Below are 17,255 nucleotides of genomic sequence, written 5' to 3' on the forward strand. Positions count from 1 at the left end.
ATAAAATAAATTTCCAGCCAACAATTTGCAACCCCTTTCAAAAAGGTGCACAAAAAATTGGCTTCATTTTGTGCATACTGTCCTAACAATTAAAAACGGTTACATTTATACTATGATTATAGCAAAACAAAAAAAGAAAAAGAGGTAGAGATTATGGTACAAATGGCACTAAACCACGTTTACAAAAAATATGACAACGCGGAAAATTATTCCGTTACTGATTTTAATTTAAATATTGCCGATCGTGAATTTATCGTTTTTGTTGGCCCTTCTGGCTGTGGTAAATCGACAACTTTACGTATGATTGCTGGTCTTGAAGATATTACAGAAGGCGAACTTTCGATTGGCGACAAAGTGATGAATGATGTTGCACCAAAAGACCGCGATATCGCAATGGTATTCCAAAACTATGCATTGTATCCTCATATGACAGTATTTGATAACATGGCATTTGGTTTGAAATTACGTAAATATAACAAAGAAGATATCAAAACTCGTGTAGAAAATGCAGCTGAAATTTTAGGTTTAACCGAATACTTAGATCGTAAACCAGCTGCTTTATCTGGTGGACAACGCCAACGTGTTGCTTTAGGACGCGCTATTGTGCGTGATGCCAAAGTCTTTTTAATGGATGAACCTTTGTCAAACTTAGATGCAAAATTACGTGTAGCAATGCGGGCTGAAATTGCAAAATTACACCAACGTTTAAATACAACTACTATTTATGTAACCCATGACCAAACCGAAGCTATGACAATGGCTGACCGAATTGTCATCATGAAAGATGGCTTTATTCAACAAATCGGTACACCACAACAAGTATACGATACACCCGTAAATGTCTTTGTTGCAGGTTTCATTGGCTCTCCAGCTATGAACTTCTTCAACGTTACACTAAATAACGGTATTATCACAGATGGATATGGCTTAAAATTACGTATTCCTGAAGGAAAAAATAAAATCTTAGTGGAAAAAGGTTACGAAGGCAAAGAAGTGATCTTTGGTATTCGTCCAGAAGATATCCACTCTGAACAAGTAGCAATTGATGCTTCACCAGAAGCAACAGTGAACGCTGAAGTAGTCGTTTCAGAATTACTTGGTGCTGAATCTATGCTATACACAAAAACTGGCGAAACAGAATTCGTTTCAAAAGTAGATGCACGTGACTTCCACAAACCAGGTGAATTCATTGATCTTGCTTTCAATATTAATAAAGCACACTTCTTTGACAAAGATAGCGAAAACGTTATCAAATTACCTTAATTCCGTTCATTTCTTATTTTCCCATAAAGGCAAAAAACGTTCGCAGTCGCGAACGTTTTTTGTTTGCTTTAATGAAGATAGACCCGAAGAATCAATTCTGATTCATCAGTCCTATAAATTATAGAGCCAATTTAGTTATCGAATAATGTCAGTAGCATTAATTTAATAGCGCTTTAGTACTCTTAATTACTGGTGTATAATATTTATATGTTACAAATTGAATAAGGAGGTGTCATTGTGGACTTAGAATTCATAACTAAAGGTAAACAAATTTCTGACAACGATTATCATATTCTAAAATATCTGGTAGAGCAGACGAATAATCTTGATGGTGTCTCTTTACGTCAAATTGCTGGTAACCTTTATACTTCTCCTGCAACCATTGTTCGTTTAGCACAAAAACTGGGCTTTTCAGGTTATTTAGAATTATTCTATTTTTTAAAGAATCAATATCGTCCTACTAACCAATTAGCCGAAGCTGCTATTGATATTACAATTGACACAAAACTAATTACACCTTCAATTTCGGCGATGAAGCAAATATATGCAGATAACCAGCACAAATTTATTACCATTTATGCAGCCGGATTCTCTAGTATTATTGCTGAATATTTACATAAAAAGTTGTTAGTTAATGGAATAAAGACACTTTTTGTTAACGCAGCCGATTCTTCTGGAATTATTAACAACAATACTAATAATATCAGTATGCTAATAAGTATCTCAAAATCTGGAGAAACTACTAAAGCCATTGAAAAAATGCGATTTTGTCAGGAAAAAGGTATTCCCAATATTTTATTTACCGGCAACAAAGAATCCCTAGCAGCAGAACTCGCGACAATTATTTTTGAAGTTCCGGATGAACGTCCATTAGATAGTCAAAACATTCACTCCAATAGTTTTTTTGGTAAATTACTTTTACTCTTAGAATATATCGTGCAGGAGTTTACTCAAGATTAAATTAGAAATACTTTATGAATGTATCTTTTACTCTATGCAATGTAAATAGTAAAAAAACAATGGCTGTGAGAATCTCACAAACCATTGTTTTTTACTCAAAATAATTTTGACTTAATTTTTCATAGGCTACTTGAATTTTAGTGTCTGGAATAAAATGAGCACCGTTATCTTCTTTGAAAATATCTGGTTGAAAATATAAGTAGTAGAGGCCAAAAATCGGTTCGTTTTCAACCGCATAAAAACATTCTGCACCAAAAACATCACTCGCCAACTGAGCCAGTTCGCTTGTTTGGAAAAATCCGCCACTAACAGATATGGTCTCACTAGGAGCAACCAGCTTCACAAGACGTCTGATATTTAATAACATTCCTTCGATAACACTTCGTAATAATTCATCGCGCGTATGCTGTAAAGTCAAATCATAAAATCCACCTTTGACATTTTGATCCCATAACGGAGCTCTTTCCCCATTCAAGTAAGGAAAAAAACGTAGCCCCCGCGCACCAACTGAAGTCCTTTTTAGTAGGTCTGGTAATTGTTTATAAAATTCAGTTGAATTTTGTGACAGTTGCAGTGCTGACCATTCTAACAAACACGCACCATTGTTAGAGGGAGCACCAATAACAAAGTATTTTTCATTTAGATAATAACAAAAGTTTTGTTGCTTGGGTTCTAATTTTATTTTCGTAGAAATTTGTCTGACTGCTGCACTTGTCCCAATCGTCAAACTAGCACTACGTTTGGTATGATAAAAACTGGCGTAAGCAGCTAATGTGCCATCGCTCGCTCCTGCTATTACTTGAATATTTTGTGAAAAACCGAATTTTTTAATTTGTTCTGGTAGCATCTCAAAAACATCAGTAGTATCGACAATCTCTGCTAATTGGTATTTTTTGATCCCGATATAAGCTAAAATTTCTTCACTCCATTTTTGTTGATACAAATCATAATATCCCGTTGCTGACGCACAGGAACGATCGATGATAAAACGTCCCGTAAAGTATTCTAAGACAAGTTCTTTTAGACCATACCATTTTTTTACAGTTTGAAACTTATTTGACAGTTTAAAATAGAGTAGTTTAGCAAAGGGTGACATAGCATGTATCGGTGTACCGCTTAATTGGTAAAATCTTTTAGCTAAATTACTACGAGCAAATTTTGCTATAACATCTTGTGCTTGTAAATCAGACCACAGAAAAATTTCGTGATGTTTTTCTGGTAATAAACTATGCATAGCAGAACTAAAACCAATTTTATCCGCTTTCCTTCGCCATTTTTCCGGAATTGCATAAATTCCTTTTTCTAATACTGAAATAATTTCAGACTTATCTTGGTATTTTTTTACATCATTTCCATATGTTATAATCTTAATTGATATTTCAAAGACAAGAGATCCATTTTCAATTACACCAAATTTGATTGCAGTTGTTCCGATATCAATACCCAAAAAAACAGACAAATTATTCACCTTCTATAAATGCATGGCCGCCAAATTGATTCCGTAATAAAGCGACCACTTTTTCTCCTATTTTATCACAATCTTCAGAAGCATAACGGGTCATAAGTGACTGCGTTATAACGGGTAAACTGACTTTTAGCCGCAACGCTTCTTCAACAGTCCATTTTCCTTCTCCTGAAGATGGTACAACACCTGAAATTTTATCAAAGTCAATTTCGCTACGATACACATTTTCTGTCAGCTCCATTAACCATGAACGAATAACAGAACCGTGATTAAAAACTTGTGCTACATTTGCCAGATTATATTCATAAGGGCTATGAGTCAACAAATTGAATCCCTCTCCAATTGACTGCATCATACCGTATTCAATTCCATTATGAACCATTTTTAAATAATGACCGCTTCCAGCTTTACCACAATATAAATAACCACTTTCAACACAAATATCTTTAAAAAGTGTTTCGATTTTTTTAAAAATAGACGCTTCGCCTCCAATCATCATACATGCGCCATACTTGGCTCCATTAACACCGCCAGAAGTACCGACATCTAAAAAATGAATACCTTTTTTCGCTAGAAATTTTGTATTATAAACAGAATCTGTATAATGCGAATTTCCTGCATCAATTACAATACTACCAGGGTTTAAATACTCTGCAGTTTTTTGGATAGTTTCATTTGTAATTTTTCCAGCGGGCAGCATAATCCAAACTAATTGTTGCTCATCTGTTAGTAACGATTGTAGGCTCTCATAGTACGCTCCGCCCCTTTTTTCTAACTCCAAACGTGTCTCTTTAGCAGTATCAAATCCTCTGACTGTATGACCATTGCGCAATAAATTTTCAGCAATTCCCATCCCCATTTTACCTAATCCGATTACTTTTACTATCATTTTTTCCTCCTGTATAGAAAATATCATTTATTTTTCCACTAAAAAACCTGAACCCCAACTTTACTACATTACTATATTAGGCAATATCAAATTACCAATAACAGTTTTTATGCAGTACATCTAAGTGAGTCCAGGCATGAGTTTTTATTATTTTATTTATCTAGTAGGTATTAATGTAGTTCTGGCCAAAAGTCACCATTTTCTTCAATTAAATCATCTAAAAGTTCTTTTGCTACTTGAGCACTCGGTACAGTTTTTGATAGCGTTAATGCTTGCCACATCTTTTGATAACTCTTTTCTACGTATGCTTCCACCACCAATTTCTCAACCGTTACCTGTTGAAACATTAAAGCATGTTGGAAAGCGGGGATATTTCCTTGTGTTAACGGTTCAGGACCATCTACTCCTACAATGCAAGGTACTTCTACCATCGCATTATCAGGGAAATTAGCAATCGCCCCATTATTTTCAACAATCATAACCATCCGCTCATGGGTATTGAAAGCTATTGCTCGAGCTAGGTCTACGATAAACGTAGCATGGGAGTCAATATCAAAACCAATACCTTCAGCTGAACCATTTTCAATAATTTTACGAGCATGATCAAAAACGTGTTTTTCTCGTCCTTGCATAACTTCATTAGCTCGAGTATATTCGGGGTGTTCTTTCATGTGTTCAAAAACATAATCAGGATATAAATAATATTTCAAATAAGTGTTTGGTAAATATTCAGGGGTAACTGCTAAGATATCCTTTGCCTTTTTATGTGTCTCTTGCCAGCTAGGATCGGTATGTTGTGTATCCACTTCAATTTGTGTTAAATAGCCATGTTCAGAAACATAATCCCGAATTTGATCTAAATACTCGTGTCCTTCTTTGTCTTTTACGCTTGTCCACCAGCCAAAATGATTTAATCCAAAATAGCGGACTTCCAATTCTTCAGGTTTTTTACCAACAATTTGAGACATCCGACGTAATGTTCCAACTGGCATATCACAAATATTTAATACTTTAGAGTTTGGACGTAATACGCGACAAGCTTCTGCCACGATAGCAGCAGGATTGGAATAGTTTAACATCCAGCAATTAGGAGAATACTGTTCCATATAATCAATTATTTCTAACATCCCAGTAATACTGCGCATACCGTATGCAATTCCACCAGGACCACATGTTTCTTGACCGAAGACACCATGACGTAAAGGAACTTTTTCATCTTTTTCTCTCATTGCATATTTACCAACACGAATATGCGCCATACAAAAATCAACATCTGTAAAAGCTGTTTTAGGATCTGTTGTATAAATAAATTCAATTTCAGGAGCTTGTTCTTTCAAAAGAATTTCAAGTGCATCTCCCAATATTTTTTGTCGATCTTTATCATTATCGTATAATTTCAATGTTCTAAGTGGAAAACGATCCAGATTATCTAACAACATCATCACGATGCCTGGCGTAAATGTACTTCCCCCACCAGCAATTACTACAGAAAATTTTTTCATTATTCTTCGTCTCCTTTATCTCTACCTAAATATTTTTCCAGTTTTTCTCTAATTTTTGGTACTGTTAAACCATATACAACATGGACATTTTCACCGTTACGAATAACGCCTTTTGCTTGTGTAACTTCTTTTAAATATTCCTCGTTCACTATGGCCGGATCAGTAAGTTTTAAACGAAGTCTAGTATAACAATTATCAATTGTCTTAATATTTTCAGCTCCACCTAAACCAACCACAATTTCTTTAGAAAACTCATCTTCAGGTATAACTTCAGTAACTCCTCCTTTAGAAAAAGTTTTTTTCTTTTCGTTGTATTCTTTTTTAGAGTATAATTTTGTTTCTTTTCCACTGTCTTCCCGTCCAACTGTTTTTAAGTTCAATTTGCTAATCAAAAATCGGAAAGTAAAATAGTAAATGAAGAAAAAGGCAATTCCAACCCCTATATAAATTGGCCAGCGAGTTTTTTCAACACCTAATGGTACATTGTAAAGTAGGAAATCGATAAATCCGTTTGGTCCAATGGCACGAGACCCTAGAACATTTAGAGCAACCATGCTCAAACCACTTAATGCTGAATGAATGACAAATAACACTGGTGCTACAAACATAAATGAAAATTCGATTGGTTCAGTTACACCAGCCACAAAGGAAGTCACCACAGCAGGAATCAAAATTGCTTTTACTTTTAATTTATTTTCTGGTTTAGCAGTTTGATACATTGCTAAACAAGCACCAATTAGACCAAACATTTTTGAAATTCCTCGTGCATCCCAAATTACACTTTGAGACAATACCTTAATAGCAGGATCAGCAATTTCAGCAAAGTAAATGTTACGCGCGCCTTCAAAAACTTGACCGCCAACTTCGGCTACACCACCAAGAGATGTATATAAAAATGGAGTATAGATTAAATGATGTAGTCCAGTTGGAATAAGTAAACGTTCCAATGAACCATATAAGAAGATACCAAAATTACCAGTAGTCTGAATAATTCCTCCTAATGCGTCAATTCCTTGTTGAATAACTGGCCAAATGAATGAAAGTAAAATAGCAAATACAACCAGCACAGGAATTAGAACAATAAAAACAAAACGAGCACCACCATAAACTTGAAAGGCATTATTAAATGTTGTGTCAATAAATCGATTATGGATAAGTGCTACTACAATCCCTAAAATAATTCCAAGAAAAACGCCCATATCTAACACTTGTACACCTAAGACTAGCGCTTGTCCGGAACCTTGTAATTGCTCAGGATCAACCAACATTCCCCGTAATTCCATGAACTTATTCATAGCATATAAAAAGACTAGATATCCAAGTAAAGCAGTAAATGCAGCTTCAGCTTTCTTTTTGTTCGCTAATCCAAGTGTAATTCCTACACAAAAAATGACACCAAGATTAGTTAAAACTGGTAATAAAGAGGCAGACAAAATACTGCCAAATCCCATTGTAATTGGGTTATCTAAAAAACTAAATCTTTCAATCAAACGGGGATTAGTAAAAACATTCCCAATAGCAATTAAAATACCAGCAATTGGTAAAATAAGAACTGGTACAAACATTGCTTTTGAAAATTTTTGCATGATATCCATGACTTTTGCTTTCATATTTTTAGCTCCTTCTTCTTTGATGTATTCAGTATATGGTTAAAGAATCTATAGTTAAATAGGTAACGCTTACAAATTAATGTGTTTCAAGAAATGAAACACATTTCATAAAGAGCCATTGGGCCTATCATTTATGTTACACCACAAAAAAAGACGCCAATACAATCATTGGCGTCTTACTATTTGAAAATTAACGGTGGATATAAGTTAAGCCAGATGCACTTAAAGTTTCAATGTTTGGACCAGTTGGAGATGAGAAGCCCATACCACCTTGTGAAATTGTAATGGTGTTGTTCGCAGCGTTATAAGATTCTACGTAAGCTACGTGTCCATAAACTGGATCAGCATTCCAACTACCTACGCTTTGACCACCGGCAAACACGACAACTGCGCCAGCCGCTGGTGTACCATCTACGCGATAGCCATCAGCTGCAGCAGATGCTCCCCATTGAGCTCCATTACCCCAGTAAGTACCTACCCAAGGTGCAACTTGTTTTACATACCAAGTACATTGTCCTTGTGCATACATGTTACCTGAGCCAGAATGGTCAACACCATTTCCTGAACCACTACCATTGTCAGAGTCATTAGTATCATTATTTGAATTATTGGTATCATTATCATTTGAGTTATTTGTATTGTTTCCTGTATTACTTGTTTGGTCTTCTTGTGCTGGTTTACTTGTTTCAGTAGAATTTGAATTTGAAGTTGAACCAGTTGTATTACTTACAGGTGTTTTGCTTGTTTCTTGTTGCGCTTGCGCAGCTAATTTTTCTTGACGAGCTGCTTCTTCAGCGGCTGCTTTTTGTGCAGCTTCTTGTTCTTTACGGATCCGAGCTGCTTGTGCTTCAGCTTCTGCTTTTTGTTTATTTAATTTGTCTTTATCGCTTTTAGCAGTTGCTTCTTCTGCTGCCAAGTTGGCTTTCAAAACATTCAATTCAGCTTGCTTATTAGCAATATCATTTTTTTGTGTTTCTAATTCTTTTTGGGTTGCAGCTAAAGCATTCACTTTTTCTTCGTTTTCTTTAACTTTTGTTTCAACGGCTTGTTTGTCAAGTTTTTGTTGTGCTACTAAATCATTGTTTGCTTTTACAATGGTTGTCATTGCTTGAACGCGACCAATAGCATCTGATAATGAATCAGATTCAACTACAGCATCGATGAAGTTTGTGCTTTGGCCATTGACTTGTACGTCACGGGCTTGCTTTTTAATTGCTTCTTCACGTTTTGCAATTCGCACTTTCAATGTTGCAATCTTATCTTGTAATTTCATTGTGTCATTATTTAATTTAGCTTGTTTTGCTTCTAAGTTACTTACTTTTTCAGCAACTGCAGCAATTTCAGCTTCTAATGAACTAATTTGATTGGATACATCAGCTTGTTGTCCTTTCAAGCTGTTAATTTTTTGATCTTGTGCTTCAATTTTCTCATCAATAGTATCTGCAAAGGCTACATTACTTGGTACGGCAGCAAGCGTTAATGAGCAAACTAATAATGCTGATAACAAACTTTTCTTCACGTAAATTTCCTCCGAATGGCGTCTTATTTAATAAATAATAATTACAGGTTAAAAACTTAAATTTCTTTTAACGCTAAGAGCAGTTTAACATAGTGATATGTCAAACAAATAATAACTATGTTACAAAATTGTTTCAAAAGAACCTGTTTTTTTTACATTTATAAAAAAAGTGATTAAATCAACCTTGATCATTGCTTTTTTTATGAAACTTTTTCATTTTTTTGTTCTTTTTAAACAAATAAAGTTTCTTTTTTATTCAATTACCTAACATTTTTGTCATTTGAAAGTAGAAAAATAATTTTATTTGCCAAGAATATCCTGAATAATTCATAGTTTTCAAAAACGCTTCAAAAACCTTGTTATAACAGTCTATTTTGTTTCGTTTATTCGCACCCTTTGGGTGTACAAAAAGAACCCCAATCTGCTATGGTTAAAGTGACTAAACCTAACCAAAGAAAGGGGTTCTCTCAATGGCAACTTTACACGAAAATCGTCTACTTTTCAATTCAAATGTTACAGTATCTCACTCTGGTGGAAATTTGTCCTCAGATTCCGGCTTAATATTAGCAAAAGAGTTCATGAACAAATTTGAGTTTAGCCAAATCTTATGTAAAAACATCCAGATTCAAGATGACCGACTGTATCATGTTCATGAAAATGAATCTATTCTGGAACAAATCATCTTGCAGTTGATTGCAGGCTATCCTACAGATTCTTCAGCCAATATATTAGCAACGGATCCTATCTTTCAAGCTGTTTTAAGCAAAAAGCGGTTGGCTTCACAGTCATCCATTTCTCGCTTTTGGGATCGGATGTCAACAGAAAATATCGTCCAACTACAAAAGGTTAACCAGATTTTGATTGATAAAGCACGTACGATTCGAAATACGAACGAAATGATTTTCGATTTAGATTCTACTCACAGTGATACCTTTGGAAACCAAGAAATGACCGATTATAATGCGCATTACCAGACAACCGGTTATCATCCACTCGTTGCCTTTGATGGTCTTACCGGAGACTTTCTTAAAGCAGAACTTCGTTCTGGAAATGTCTACACCTCAAAAGGCGTCGCAGCATTTACTCGTCCATTATTTGAGCATTATCACTCTGTGACACCAGTAAGCACTATTATGGTACGTGCAGATAGTGGATTCGCAATGCCTGATTTGTATGAACTTTGTGAAGAGTACGATAGTTTGTATACTATCCGTTTGAAATCCAATCGTAATCTGTACAGAATCGCTGAGCAATTCGTTACCATTAAGGATCATCACGATTGGAGTAAGAAAGAAGTTCATTACTATAACGCCACTTATCAAGCAAAGTCGTGGGGAAAATCCAGAAGGATCTGCATAAAATCAACCAGAGAAGCTAGTGAATTGCTTTTTAGACATGAATTCATCATTACCAATTTTTCAAAAGACGTCTCTCCAGAAATGGTTTTCCAAACGTATTCAAAAAGAGGAACGATGGAAAATTACATTAAGGAAGCAAAAAACGGCTTTTACTTGGATAAAACAGATAGCCCACGTTTTATAGAAAATCATGCTCGTATGATCGTAAGCCTATTGGCTTACAATATCGTGAACTTCATGCGAACATTGTGTTTTACCAATGAAACGAAAGGGTATCAGGTTTCTACTATTCGCTTATTTCTCTTTAAAATTGCTGGAAAGATAGTTCATTCCGGAAGAAGACAATACTTGAAATTAAGTAGTTACCATGTTTACCAGAAGTTATTTTATCGGATTCTACAAAACATTCAGGTACTGCAGTGTTAGTTGCGTTTATTGCGCCATTCAAAAAAATTCGTTAACCATTCGATAGGATGAGTGCGCCCAAAATGAGGTCTTTCTTGAACTTAATCAGTTAGCAAAAATAAATTAAACCCTTTAGAAAAATATTTTTGAGAAAAAGAACCATTGAGCATAAAACTAAACAGATAATTATAAAATTTGGTAGTTTATAAAAAGTATGAATTATTCAGGCTTATATTTAAAAGTTAAGGAAAAAAGATGAAAAGCACAAAGAACCATTTACGTTTCTAGCGAGAAAGTAGTCACTAGGATAAGGACTGATAACGTAATCCGGATATCAATCAACCACAAGTTTATAAAGAAGGAGAAGATTTTATTGAACCAAGCTCACTACGGTTTCAACGATTTAAATGAACAAACTGACTACACCTGCCCAACTGAAGCATTAGCAAACTTGTTGGGTAAAAAATGGATTCCGCAAATTATCGAACTTTTGAACCAACAGGATATGCGCTTTGGCCAATTGCATCAAGCGATGGATGGGAGCACACCTAAAATGATCAAACAACAACTGACACTTCTGGAACAAAATAAGATAGTGGGAAATGAGAAAGTAACAGAAAATAATATGCTGCAGTCCACTTACCATTTAACCGCCAAGGGCAAAAAATTAGCAGTAATAGTTGAGCAAATGAAAATGTGGGGACAAAGAGAACTGGTTTGTCCTTAATGAAAAAAGGAGATGAGCAACTAGACTCATCTCCTTTATCATTTATTTCAAGACATCATTCAAAGCTTCCGCCATTGTAGGGTGGGTAAATATTTGATCTCTCAACACTTTATAAGAGATGCCTGCCTTCATGGCTAATGAAATGATATTAATGGTTTCATGGGACTCGATGCCATATAGAGAAGCGCCTAAAATATTCTCGGTTTCTGTGTCCACGATAATTTTATACATGCCACGTGCATCTTCTGCTACTTGTGCTTTTGGAATCGCGGCAACGGGTTGTTTGAACACTTGATACTTAAAACCTTCTGCCTGCACTTGCCGTTCTGTAAGTCCCACATTGGATAGTGGCGGAGTTAAGAAAACTGTATAAGGAACTACAGCCCGGTCATTAGTCGATCGGCTGCCATCTCCGAATAATTGATCTGCAATGATACGGTAATCATCCAACGAGATATAGGTGAACTGCAGTCCGCCTTTTACATCCCCGATGGCCCAGATATTCTCAGTGGTTGTCTGCAATTTTTCATCAACCATAACAGCCCCATTCGGCGACACTTCAATAGAAGTATTTTCTAAACCCAAACCTTCTGTGTTTGGCTTCCGGCCCGTTGCAACTAACACCATATCGGCTTCAATCACTTTGGTTTCGTTGTTTCCATAGTGGATTTCAACAGCCTCTGGATTCTCTACGACTTTAACCAACTGCTGATCCAACTCAAATTTTATACCTTGATTGCCCATGTCCTCATAAATCATAGCTGCAATATCCTCGTCTTCTCGAGGAATAAATTCTGCACGGCCATCAATCACCGTAACTTCCGAACCAAAATTCGCAAACATTGAAGCGTATTCCAGTCCAATATAGCCTGCTCCAATGATGACCAACCGATCAGGGCGTCGATCCAAGGACATGATTTCTTTAGAAGTAACCACGCGCTTCCCTAAAGTAAGCCCATCAATCGAAGGGATAATTGATGTGGCGCCGGTATTGATAAAAATTCTTTCCGCTTTGATTGTCCGTTCTGATCCATCCATCATATTGACCAGCAGCTCATGGTCATTTAAAAAGGAAGCTTTTCCTGTCCAGACGGTAGCCGATTCTTCATCCTGAAGCATATGATAGTTTTTGTCTCTTAGTTTTTCTATCAAGACATCTTTCTTCAGGACAGCCTGCTCAAAAGCTTCTCCTTTTTCGCCTTGAAGAATCAAAAATTTGGAGGGAATGCAGCCCACGTTGATACAGGTTCCTCCGTACATTTGGTCGGACTCTTCAATGATCAGTACCTCTTCATTATGCTTGGCTAACAGCTTCGCCAGTGTTTTACCGCCCTTTCCAAACCCGATAATCACATTTTTATAAGCTTCCATCTGAATCCTCCTTTAACGATTTGTGCTATATAAAGTATACCAATAATTTCCAAAAGCTAACAATTAGGTACTTTGAAGTAACCGGGTAGGGTGAATTTTGATGGTTCGGGATTATATACTACTAGGTATTTGAACGTAGAAGACATCCATGAAATGAATGGAGTTTATTTATGGAATACACAATTAAAAGCTAGTATAACGATGACAGAGAAGGAACTTGATAGGATAGTTGACACTGCTGTAAATGAGCTTACTAGGTACTACAATATTGTAAATTAGTATCTCCCACATCATTTAAAAAGTCGTTTGCTAAGGATGTTAAATCAGTATGAAAAAAGACTTATTAGAGTTGATAGCGGGTTTGGTGAAAGGGAATATTGGGCCTATACAAACGAATATTGGCAATTGGTTCGGGTTGCTGCCGCAGAAATCATTTTGCAAAATACTGCCACTGAACCAGTGAATTATGACGGACGCTATTATGATGATGAAGCAAAAGTTCCGGTTACAGAGAACGCAAATCTTGATCAAGGGCATGTCATTGCCGATTCCTTAGGAGGAGTGGCCAATGCTTATAATATTACGCCACAAGACAGTGTGCTGAATCGTCACGGGGACCAGGCTTATATGGAACGAAACATTGTACAAGCAGGTGGGGCCACTAATTTTGAGGCGATCATTACCTACCCAGATACAACTACACAAGTTCCGAGTCATTATAGGTACACGTATACGATTAATGGGTATCAAGTAGTAGATGAGTTTCAAAATATTAACCCGGATGAATATAATGCAGCACAAGGATTAACAGGAGAGGGCAGCTCGCCTTCTGACGGCTCCGGAACAGCAGCATTCGCTGCGCCCACCGAGACTGCTGGAGGAGATGTATCTGCTGTAGATACGAACGGAAACGGACAAGTCACAATCCAAGAAGCAAAAAACGCGGGATATGCTATGCCCATTTATAGTGATCATTGGTTGTATCAGTACATGGATGACCGAGATGGGGATGGGCAAGTCGGAGAATAGCTATCTTAATAAGTACAGGTTCATAAAATCAACTCCCTTTGAAACATCTCATTCAGGTGATTCAAAGGGAGTTTTTGTTATAAAAACCCACTGATATCAAGGTTTACAGCCATTCTCGTTACACAATCCGGGAATGCAGGATAAAAATAGGAAGAACCAGGCCGTAATAGGTTACATTATGATTTTTGAATTTTGAAAATACAAAAAGCCAGATATTTCTATCCGACTTTTCTAGCAAATTCAGAATGGTTTCACTCATTTGTTTCTATTCTGAAGAAACCGTATAAAAATGCATGAATTCTGTTTTATAAAAAAAATCTAATAGTGTAGTTAAGATTTTTTTTTATTGAATATATAAGCAGCCAACAAACCGTGTATATTAGAATACCAATAATAGTTATTGAAAAATTATTATTGGTCGACAAAGAATTTTTGCTTAAAATAATTAGAATGAAAATAATGACTTTCAAGATGCTTTCTTCCCAAGATGATATTAAGTTTTTTTTTTTCATTCATTAATTCCCTCCTACATTTAACTCTTATATTAATAATAATAGACTATTTTTTGCCCTATTAAGTTTGTTCTGCTACTATTTGAGTATTGCTTTATAGTAACCCTTTCGCCCATTATAGTAGGGACAGGAGTAGAATAATCAAAAATCCTATACACATCTTCAGAATTATATACATAGGTTAGGTTCATAGAGTAGGCCATAGCTGCAACTTCGATTAAGTAAGCTGATATTTGCGCATATACATGTGGAACATAACCAAGTGACTTTGAAATTGCGAGTGCTATTGCTCCCACAGTCAATCCTTTTGCATAGGTACTTGTTTTAAATGTCTTTAAGTATTCCCAATTGCTATCCATAAAAGGGGTAACTCGGTTATCCGCTGATCGTTTTCCAGTATCTTTTTCAACTTCTCCCAACTCAATATTTTGACTAAATTCCTCACCATAAAAAATTCCCTCTTGATATAAGGAGTTGTCTATTAGCTCTGTTTTAATTATGGACACTGTTATGGGAGTGTCAGACTCTTTTATTTCATAGGTAGTGGTTTCCACTTTCCCAGATTTAAAGTCAATTTTCTCAATTGTTTGATAGTTCATATTATCTTTTGAATAGTTATAAACTATTTCTGTAGTACTTTGTCTTACAAATTCGAAATTCGTTATACTTTCATTAGTTTCTTCAAAAGTATTTGCCACACTTTCTAAATTATTTTGAGCAGCAGATACTGTAGTAGATGTGGTTAAAATTGGTGAAGCGACTAATGTAACTATAAAACCTATAGTTATAAATTTTGATAATTTCATATCGATACCCTCCATATCTAAATAGTACTATAGAAAAACTGATAGATATTGAACATGGATAATATTGCTTAATTACATGTTCAAATTAACCACTTTGATGCATAAATTTTTATATACTCCTCCTCTCCATATTTTTAACAAAAAATGTTAACGCTTACATATAAAGTGTAACATACAGCAGCTAAATTATTACCAAATATCCATAAATGAATATTCGGTGTCTATCCTATTAATTTCTTATGTAATGAAAAAGACTTACTTTGGCACCTATAATTATACCCGTCAGTATTTTCAGTAAAACTATACTATCAGATAAGTTTAGCTGTCGAACTAATTCTTGCGCTCATTTACTTAATCAAACGTTACAATATACAGATGCAGTATTTCTTAATCGTTTACATATCTCTTCTCGCTTAAGCATAATTATATAACACTAAATATAGCGTGATACAAAATAGTCATATACGACTATTTTGTATTTGGGAAAGTGCTATAAAAATCATACAGACTTTTCTTAGAGCATTTCTATTGTTTTCAAGTAGACTTTATAGTGAGCACTTCCGCTTAAAAATTTTCCAATGTTCATTAGTATACGTCCTCTGCGTCCATCCCCAACTGAAAACGGATGGATCCCTTCGAGTTGATTATATTTATCTAAAATACTCTCTAACTTCTCTTCTTCAGTAGCTGCATTCTCCAACCGGTATTCTAGGTTATACACCAACTGTTGAATAAGAAATGGCGTTTGCGATAGCGAAGCAGTTTGGAATTCTGCACCTATAATCATGTTTTTTTTCTTTTTGAATTGGCCTTTATCATATTGAAGGCGATCGGTTAAATCAGCATGAATCTCTTTGATAATGGCCACAGAAAGTTTATCATTATTCTCTAAATGATCCAATAGATTAGAAAAAGCTATTTTATGATTTTCAATTTCGTAAAATTCACGTACAGTTGCCCCACCGCTAACTGGCAGTATGCCATTCAAAATAATTGAGACTGTCGCAGGCAATGATATCGTATTTCCTTCGATCCCTGCTGAGTGGTGAGCAAGACGTACCAACATATCATCTAAATAGTCTTGTGGTATTTTTTTTAAACAAATCATATGGCTTCTCCAATAATAAAAATAAGTTTCTACTATCAAATAATATAAAATAAAGTTGACTAAACACACTAAGTATACTAGCAGAGGAGAGGGAATGAGCAAGTGAGCAGAGTTGTACTCTAATTCACTAAAAAATTTTTTTAGTGAATTAGAGTACAACATGCTTATGCAAGTCCGTTCTAGCGTCGGATCGGTCAGTCGCGTGTTTCGCATCTGTATGCGTCGGTGTCTTTTCAACACACCTGAAACCCTCTTAAAATCCTCCCTAAGAGCATTGTTTCCGGTTACCGGGCTTTCGGCCCAGGATTACCACCCCCGCCGTTTACGGCCGCGGACGCCATTCGGGGAGAGCATGCATACAGTAATGCTCTTGATCCCCTAGCATTATTTATTGCAGCGGCTAATGCTTAACCTTTCCACTTCGTTTCTAAATTAATAGATCGCTGCTTGGCTCCAACGATGTTAAAAAAGCCTTTGCCATTTGTCCAGGTGCTTGGTATAATGACAGTACATAAATCGTGAGTTATGTTTTGTCCTGCGAACGCCAATTCGTGGGGCTTTTTTTGTATTCAATTTTTAACCTCTATCAAACCTTATAAGATACTCACAGAAAGCTTCTTCAATATTTTGAATACTCATAAAGTTACCTTAACCTAACTTATTTTGTAAGTAAACCCTTTAATGCTCCTCAAAACTACACAAGAGTATACTGGTATACCAAAATAACTATA

At 35.6% G+C, this 17,255-nt stretch carries 13 protein-coding genes; 5 read left to right on the forward strand and 8 right to left on the reverse strand.

Annotated features, from left to right (window positions below):
* Nucleotides 1–153 precede the first annotated feature (153 nt).
* A complete protein-coding gene (locus RK01_RS07025; RefSeq protein ID WP_016172602.1) occupies nt 154–1,263 on the forward strand; it encodes an ABC transporter ATP-binding protein in 1,110 nt (369 codons plus the stop codon).
* A 237-nt stretch (nt 1,264–1,500) separates the two neighbouring features.
* Complete coding sequence (locus RK01_RS07030; RefSeq protein WP_016172603.1) at nt 1,501–2,223, forward strand: MurR/RpiR family transcriptional regulator; 723 nt, start codon at nt 1,501–1,503, stop codon at nt 2,221–2,223.
* Between the two features lie 91 nt (nt 2,224–2,314).
* On the opposite strand, the gene RK01_RS07035 is transcribed toward RK01_RS07030, so the two are convergent.
* The 5 genes from RK01_RS07035 to RK01_RS07055 all read right to left on the reverse strand — a co-directional run bounded on the left by RK01_RS07035 (nt 2,315) and on the right by RK01_RS07055 (nt 9,208).
* Nucleotides 2,315–3,682, reverse strand: a complete 1,368-nt coding sequence (locus RK01_RS07035; RefSeq protein WP_016172604.1) for a gluconokinase — start codon at nt 3,680–3,682, stop codon at nt 2,315–2,317.
* 1 nt (nt 3,683) lies between these two features.
* Entirely contained in the window at nt 3,684–4,577 is an 894-nt protein-coding gene (gene gnd / locus RK01_RS07040; protein ID WP_016172605.1) for a phosphogluconate dehydrogenase (NAD(+)-dependent, decarboxylating), read from the reverse strand.
* 170 nt (nt 4,578–4,747) lie between these two features.
* Nucleotides 4,748–6,079, reverse strand: a complete 1,332-nt coding sequence (locus RK01_RS07045; protein ID WP_016172606.1) for a 6-phospho-alpha-glucosidase — start codon at nt 6,077–6,079, stop codon at nt 4,748–4,750.
* Nucleotides 6,079–7,689 carry a PTS transporter subunit EIIC gene (locus tag RK01_RS07050; protein WP_016172607.1) on the reverse strand — a complete coding sequence of 537 codons (1,611 nt, stop codon included), beginning with the start codon at nt 7,687–7,689 and terminating at the stop codon, nt 6,079–6,081. Before RK01_RS07050 ends, RK01_RS07045 begins: the two co-directional genes overlap by 1 nt.
* 190 nt (nt 7,690–7,879) lie before the next feature.
* Complete coding sequence (locus tag RK01_RS07055; protein ID WP_016172608.1) at nt 7,880–9,208, reverse strand: CHAP domain-containing protein; 1,329 nt, start codon at nt 9,206–9,208, stop codon at nt 7,880–7,882.
* A gap of 470 nt (nt 9,209–9,678) precedes the next feature.
* Here RK01_RS07055 and RK01_RS07060 point away from each other — a divergent pair, with 470 nt between their 5' ends.
* Nucleotides 9,679–10,992 (forward strand): IS1380 family transposase, encoded by a 1,314-nt coding sequence (locus tag RK01_RS07060; protein WP_016171469.1) that lies wholly within the window; start codon nt 9,679–9,681, stop codon nt 10,990–10,992.
* Between the two features lie 352 nt (nt 10,993–11,344).
* A complete protein-coding gene (locus RK01_RS07065; RefSeq protein ID WP_016172609.1) occupies nt 11,345–11,698 on the forward strand; it encodes a winged helix-turn-helix transcriptional regulator in 354 nt (117 codons plus the stop codon).
* 42 nt (nt 11,699–11,740) lie between these two features.
* On the opposite strand, the gene RK01_RS07070 is transcribed toward RK01_RS07065, so the two are convergent.
* Nucleotides 11,741–13,069 (reverse strand): FAD-dependent oxidoreductase, encoded by a 1,329-nt coding sequence (locus tag RK01_RS07070; RefSeq protein WP_016172610.1) that lies wholly within the window; start codon nt 13,067–13,069, stop codon nt 11,741–11,743.
* A 315-nt stretch (nt 13,070–13,384) separates the two neighbouring features.
* Between RK01_RS07070 and RK01_RS07075 the strand changes: the two genes are divergently transcribed.
* A complete protein-coding gene (locus RK01_RS07075; protein WP_016172611.1) occupies nt 13,385–14,098 on the forward strand; it encodes a DNA/RNA non-specific endonuclease in 714 nt (237 codons plus the stop codon).
* A gap of 544 nt (nt 14,099–14,642) precedes the next feature.
* On the opposite strand, the gene RK01_RS07080 is transcribed toward RK01_RS07075, so the two are convergent.
* Together RK01_RS07080 and RK01_RS07085 are read right to left on the reverse strand one after the other, a co-directional pair.
* Nucleotides 14,643–15,416 carry a hypothetical protein gene (locus tag RK01_RS07080; protein ID WP_016172613.1) on the reverse strand — a complete coding sequence of 258 codons (774 nt, stop codon included), beginning with the start codon at nt 15,414–15,416 and terminating at the stop codon, nt 14,643–14,645.
* A gap of 514 nt (nt 15,417–15,930) precedes the next feature.
* Nucleotides 15,931–16,524 carry a Fic family protein gene (locus RK01_RS07085; RefSeq protein WP_016172614.1) on the reverse strand — a complete coding sequence of 198 codons (594 nt, stop codon included), beginning with the start codon at nt 16,522–16,524 and terminating at the stop codon, nt 15,931–15,933.
* Nucleotides 16,525–17,255: the final 731 nt, after the last annotated feature.

This window comes from Enterococcus dispar ATCC 51266, from assembly GCF_000406945.1.
Taxonomy (GTDB): Bacteria; Bacillota; Bacilli; order Lactobacillales; family Enterococcaceae; genus Enterococcus_C; species Enterococcus_C dispar.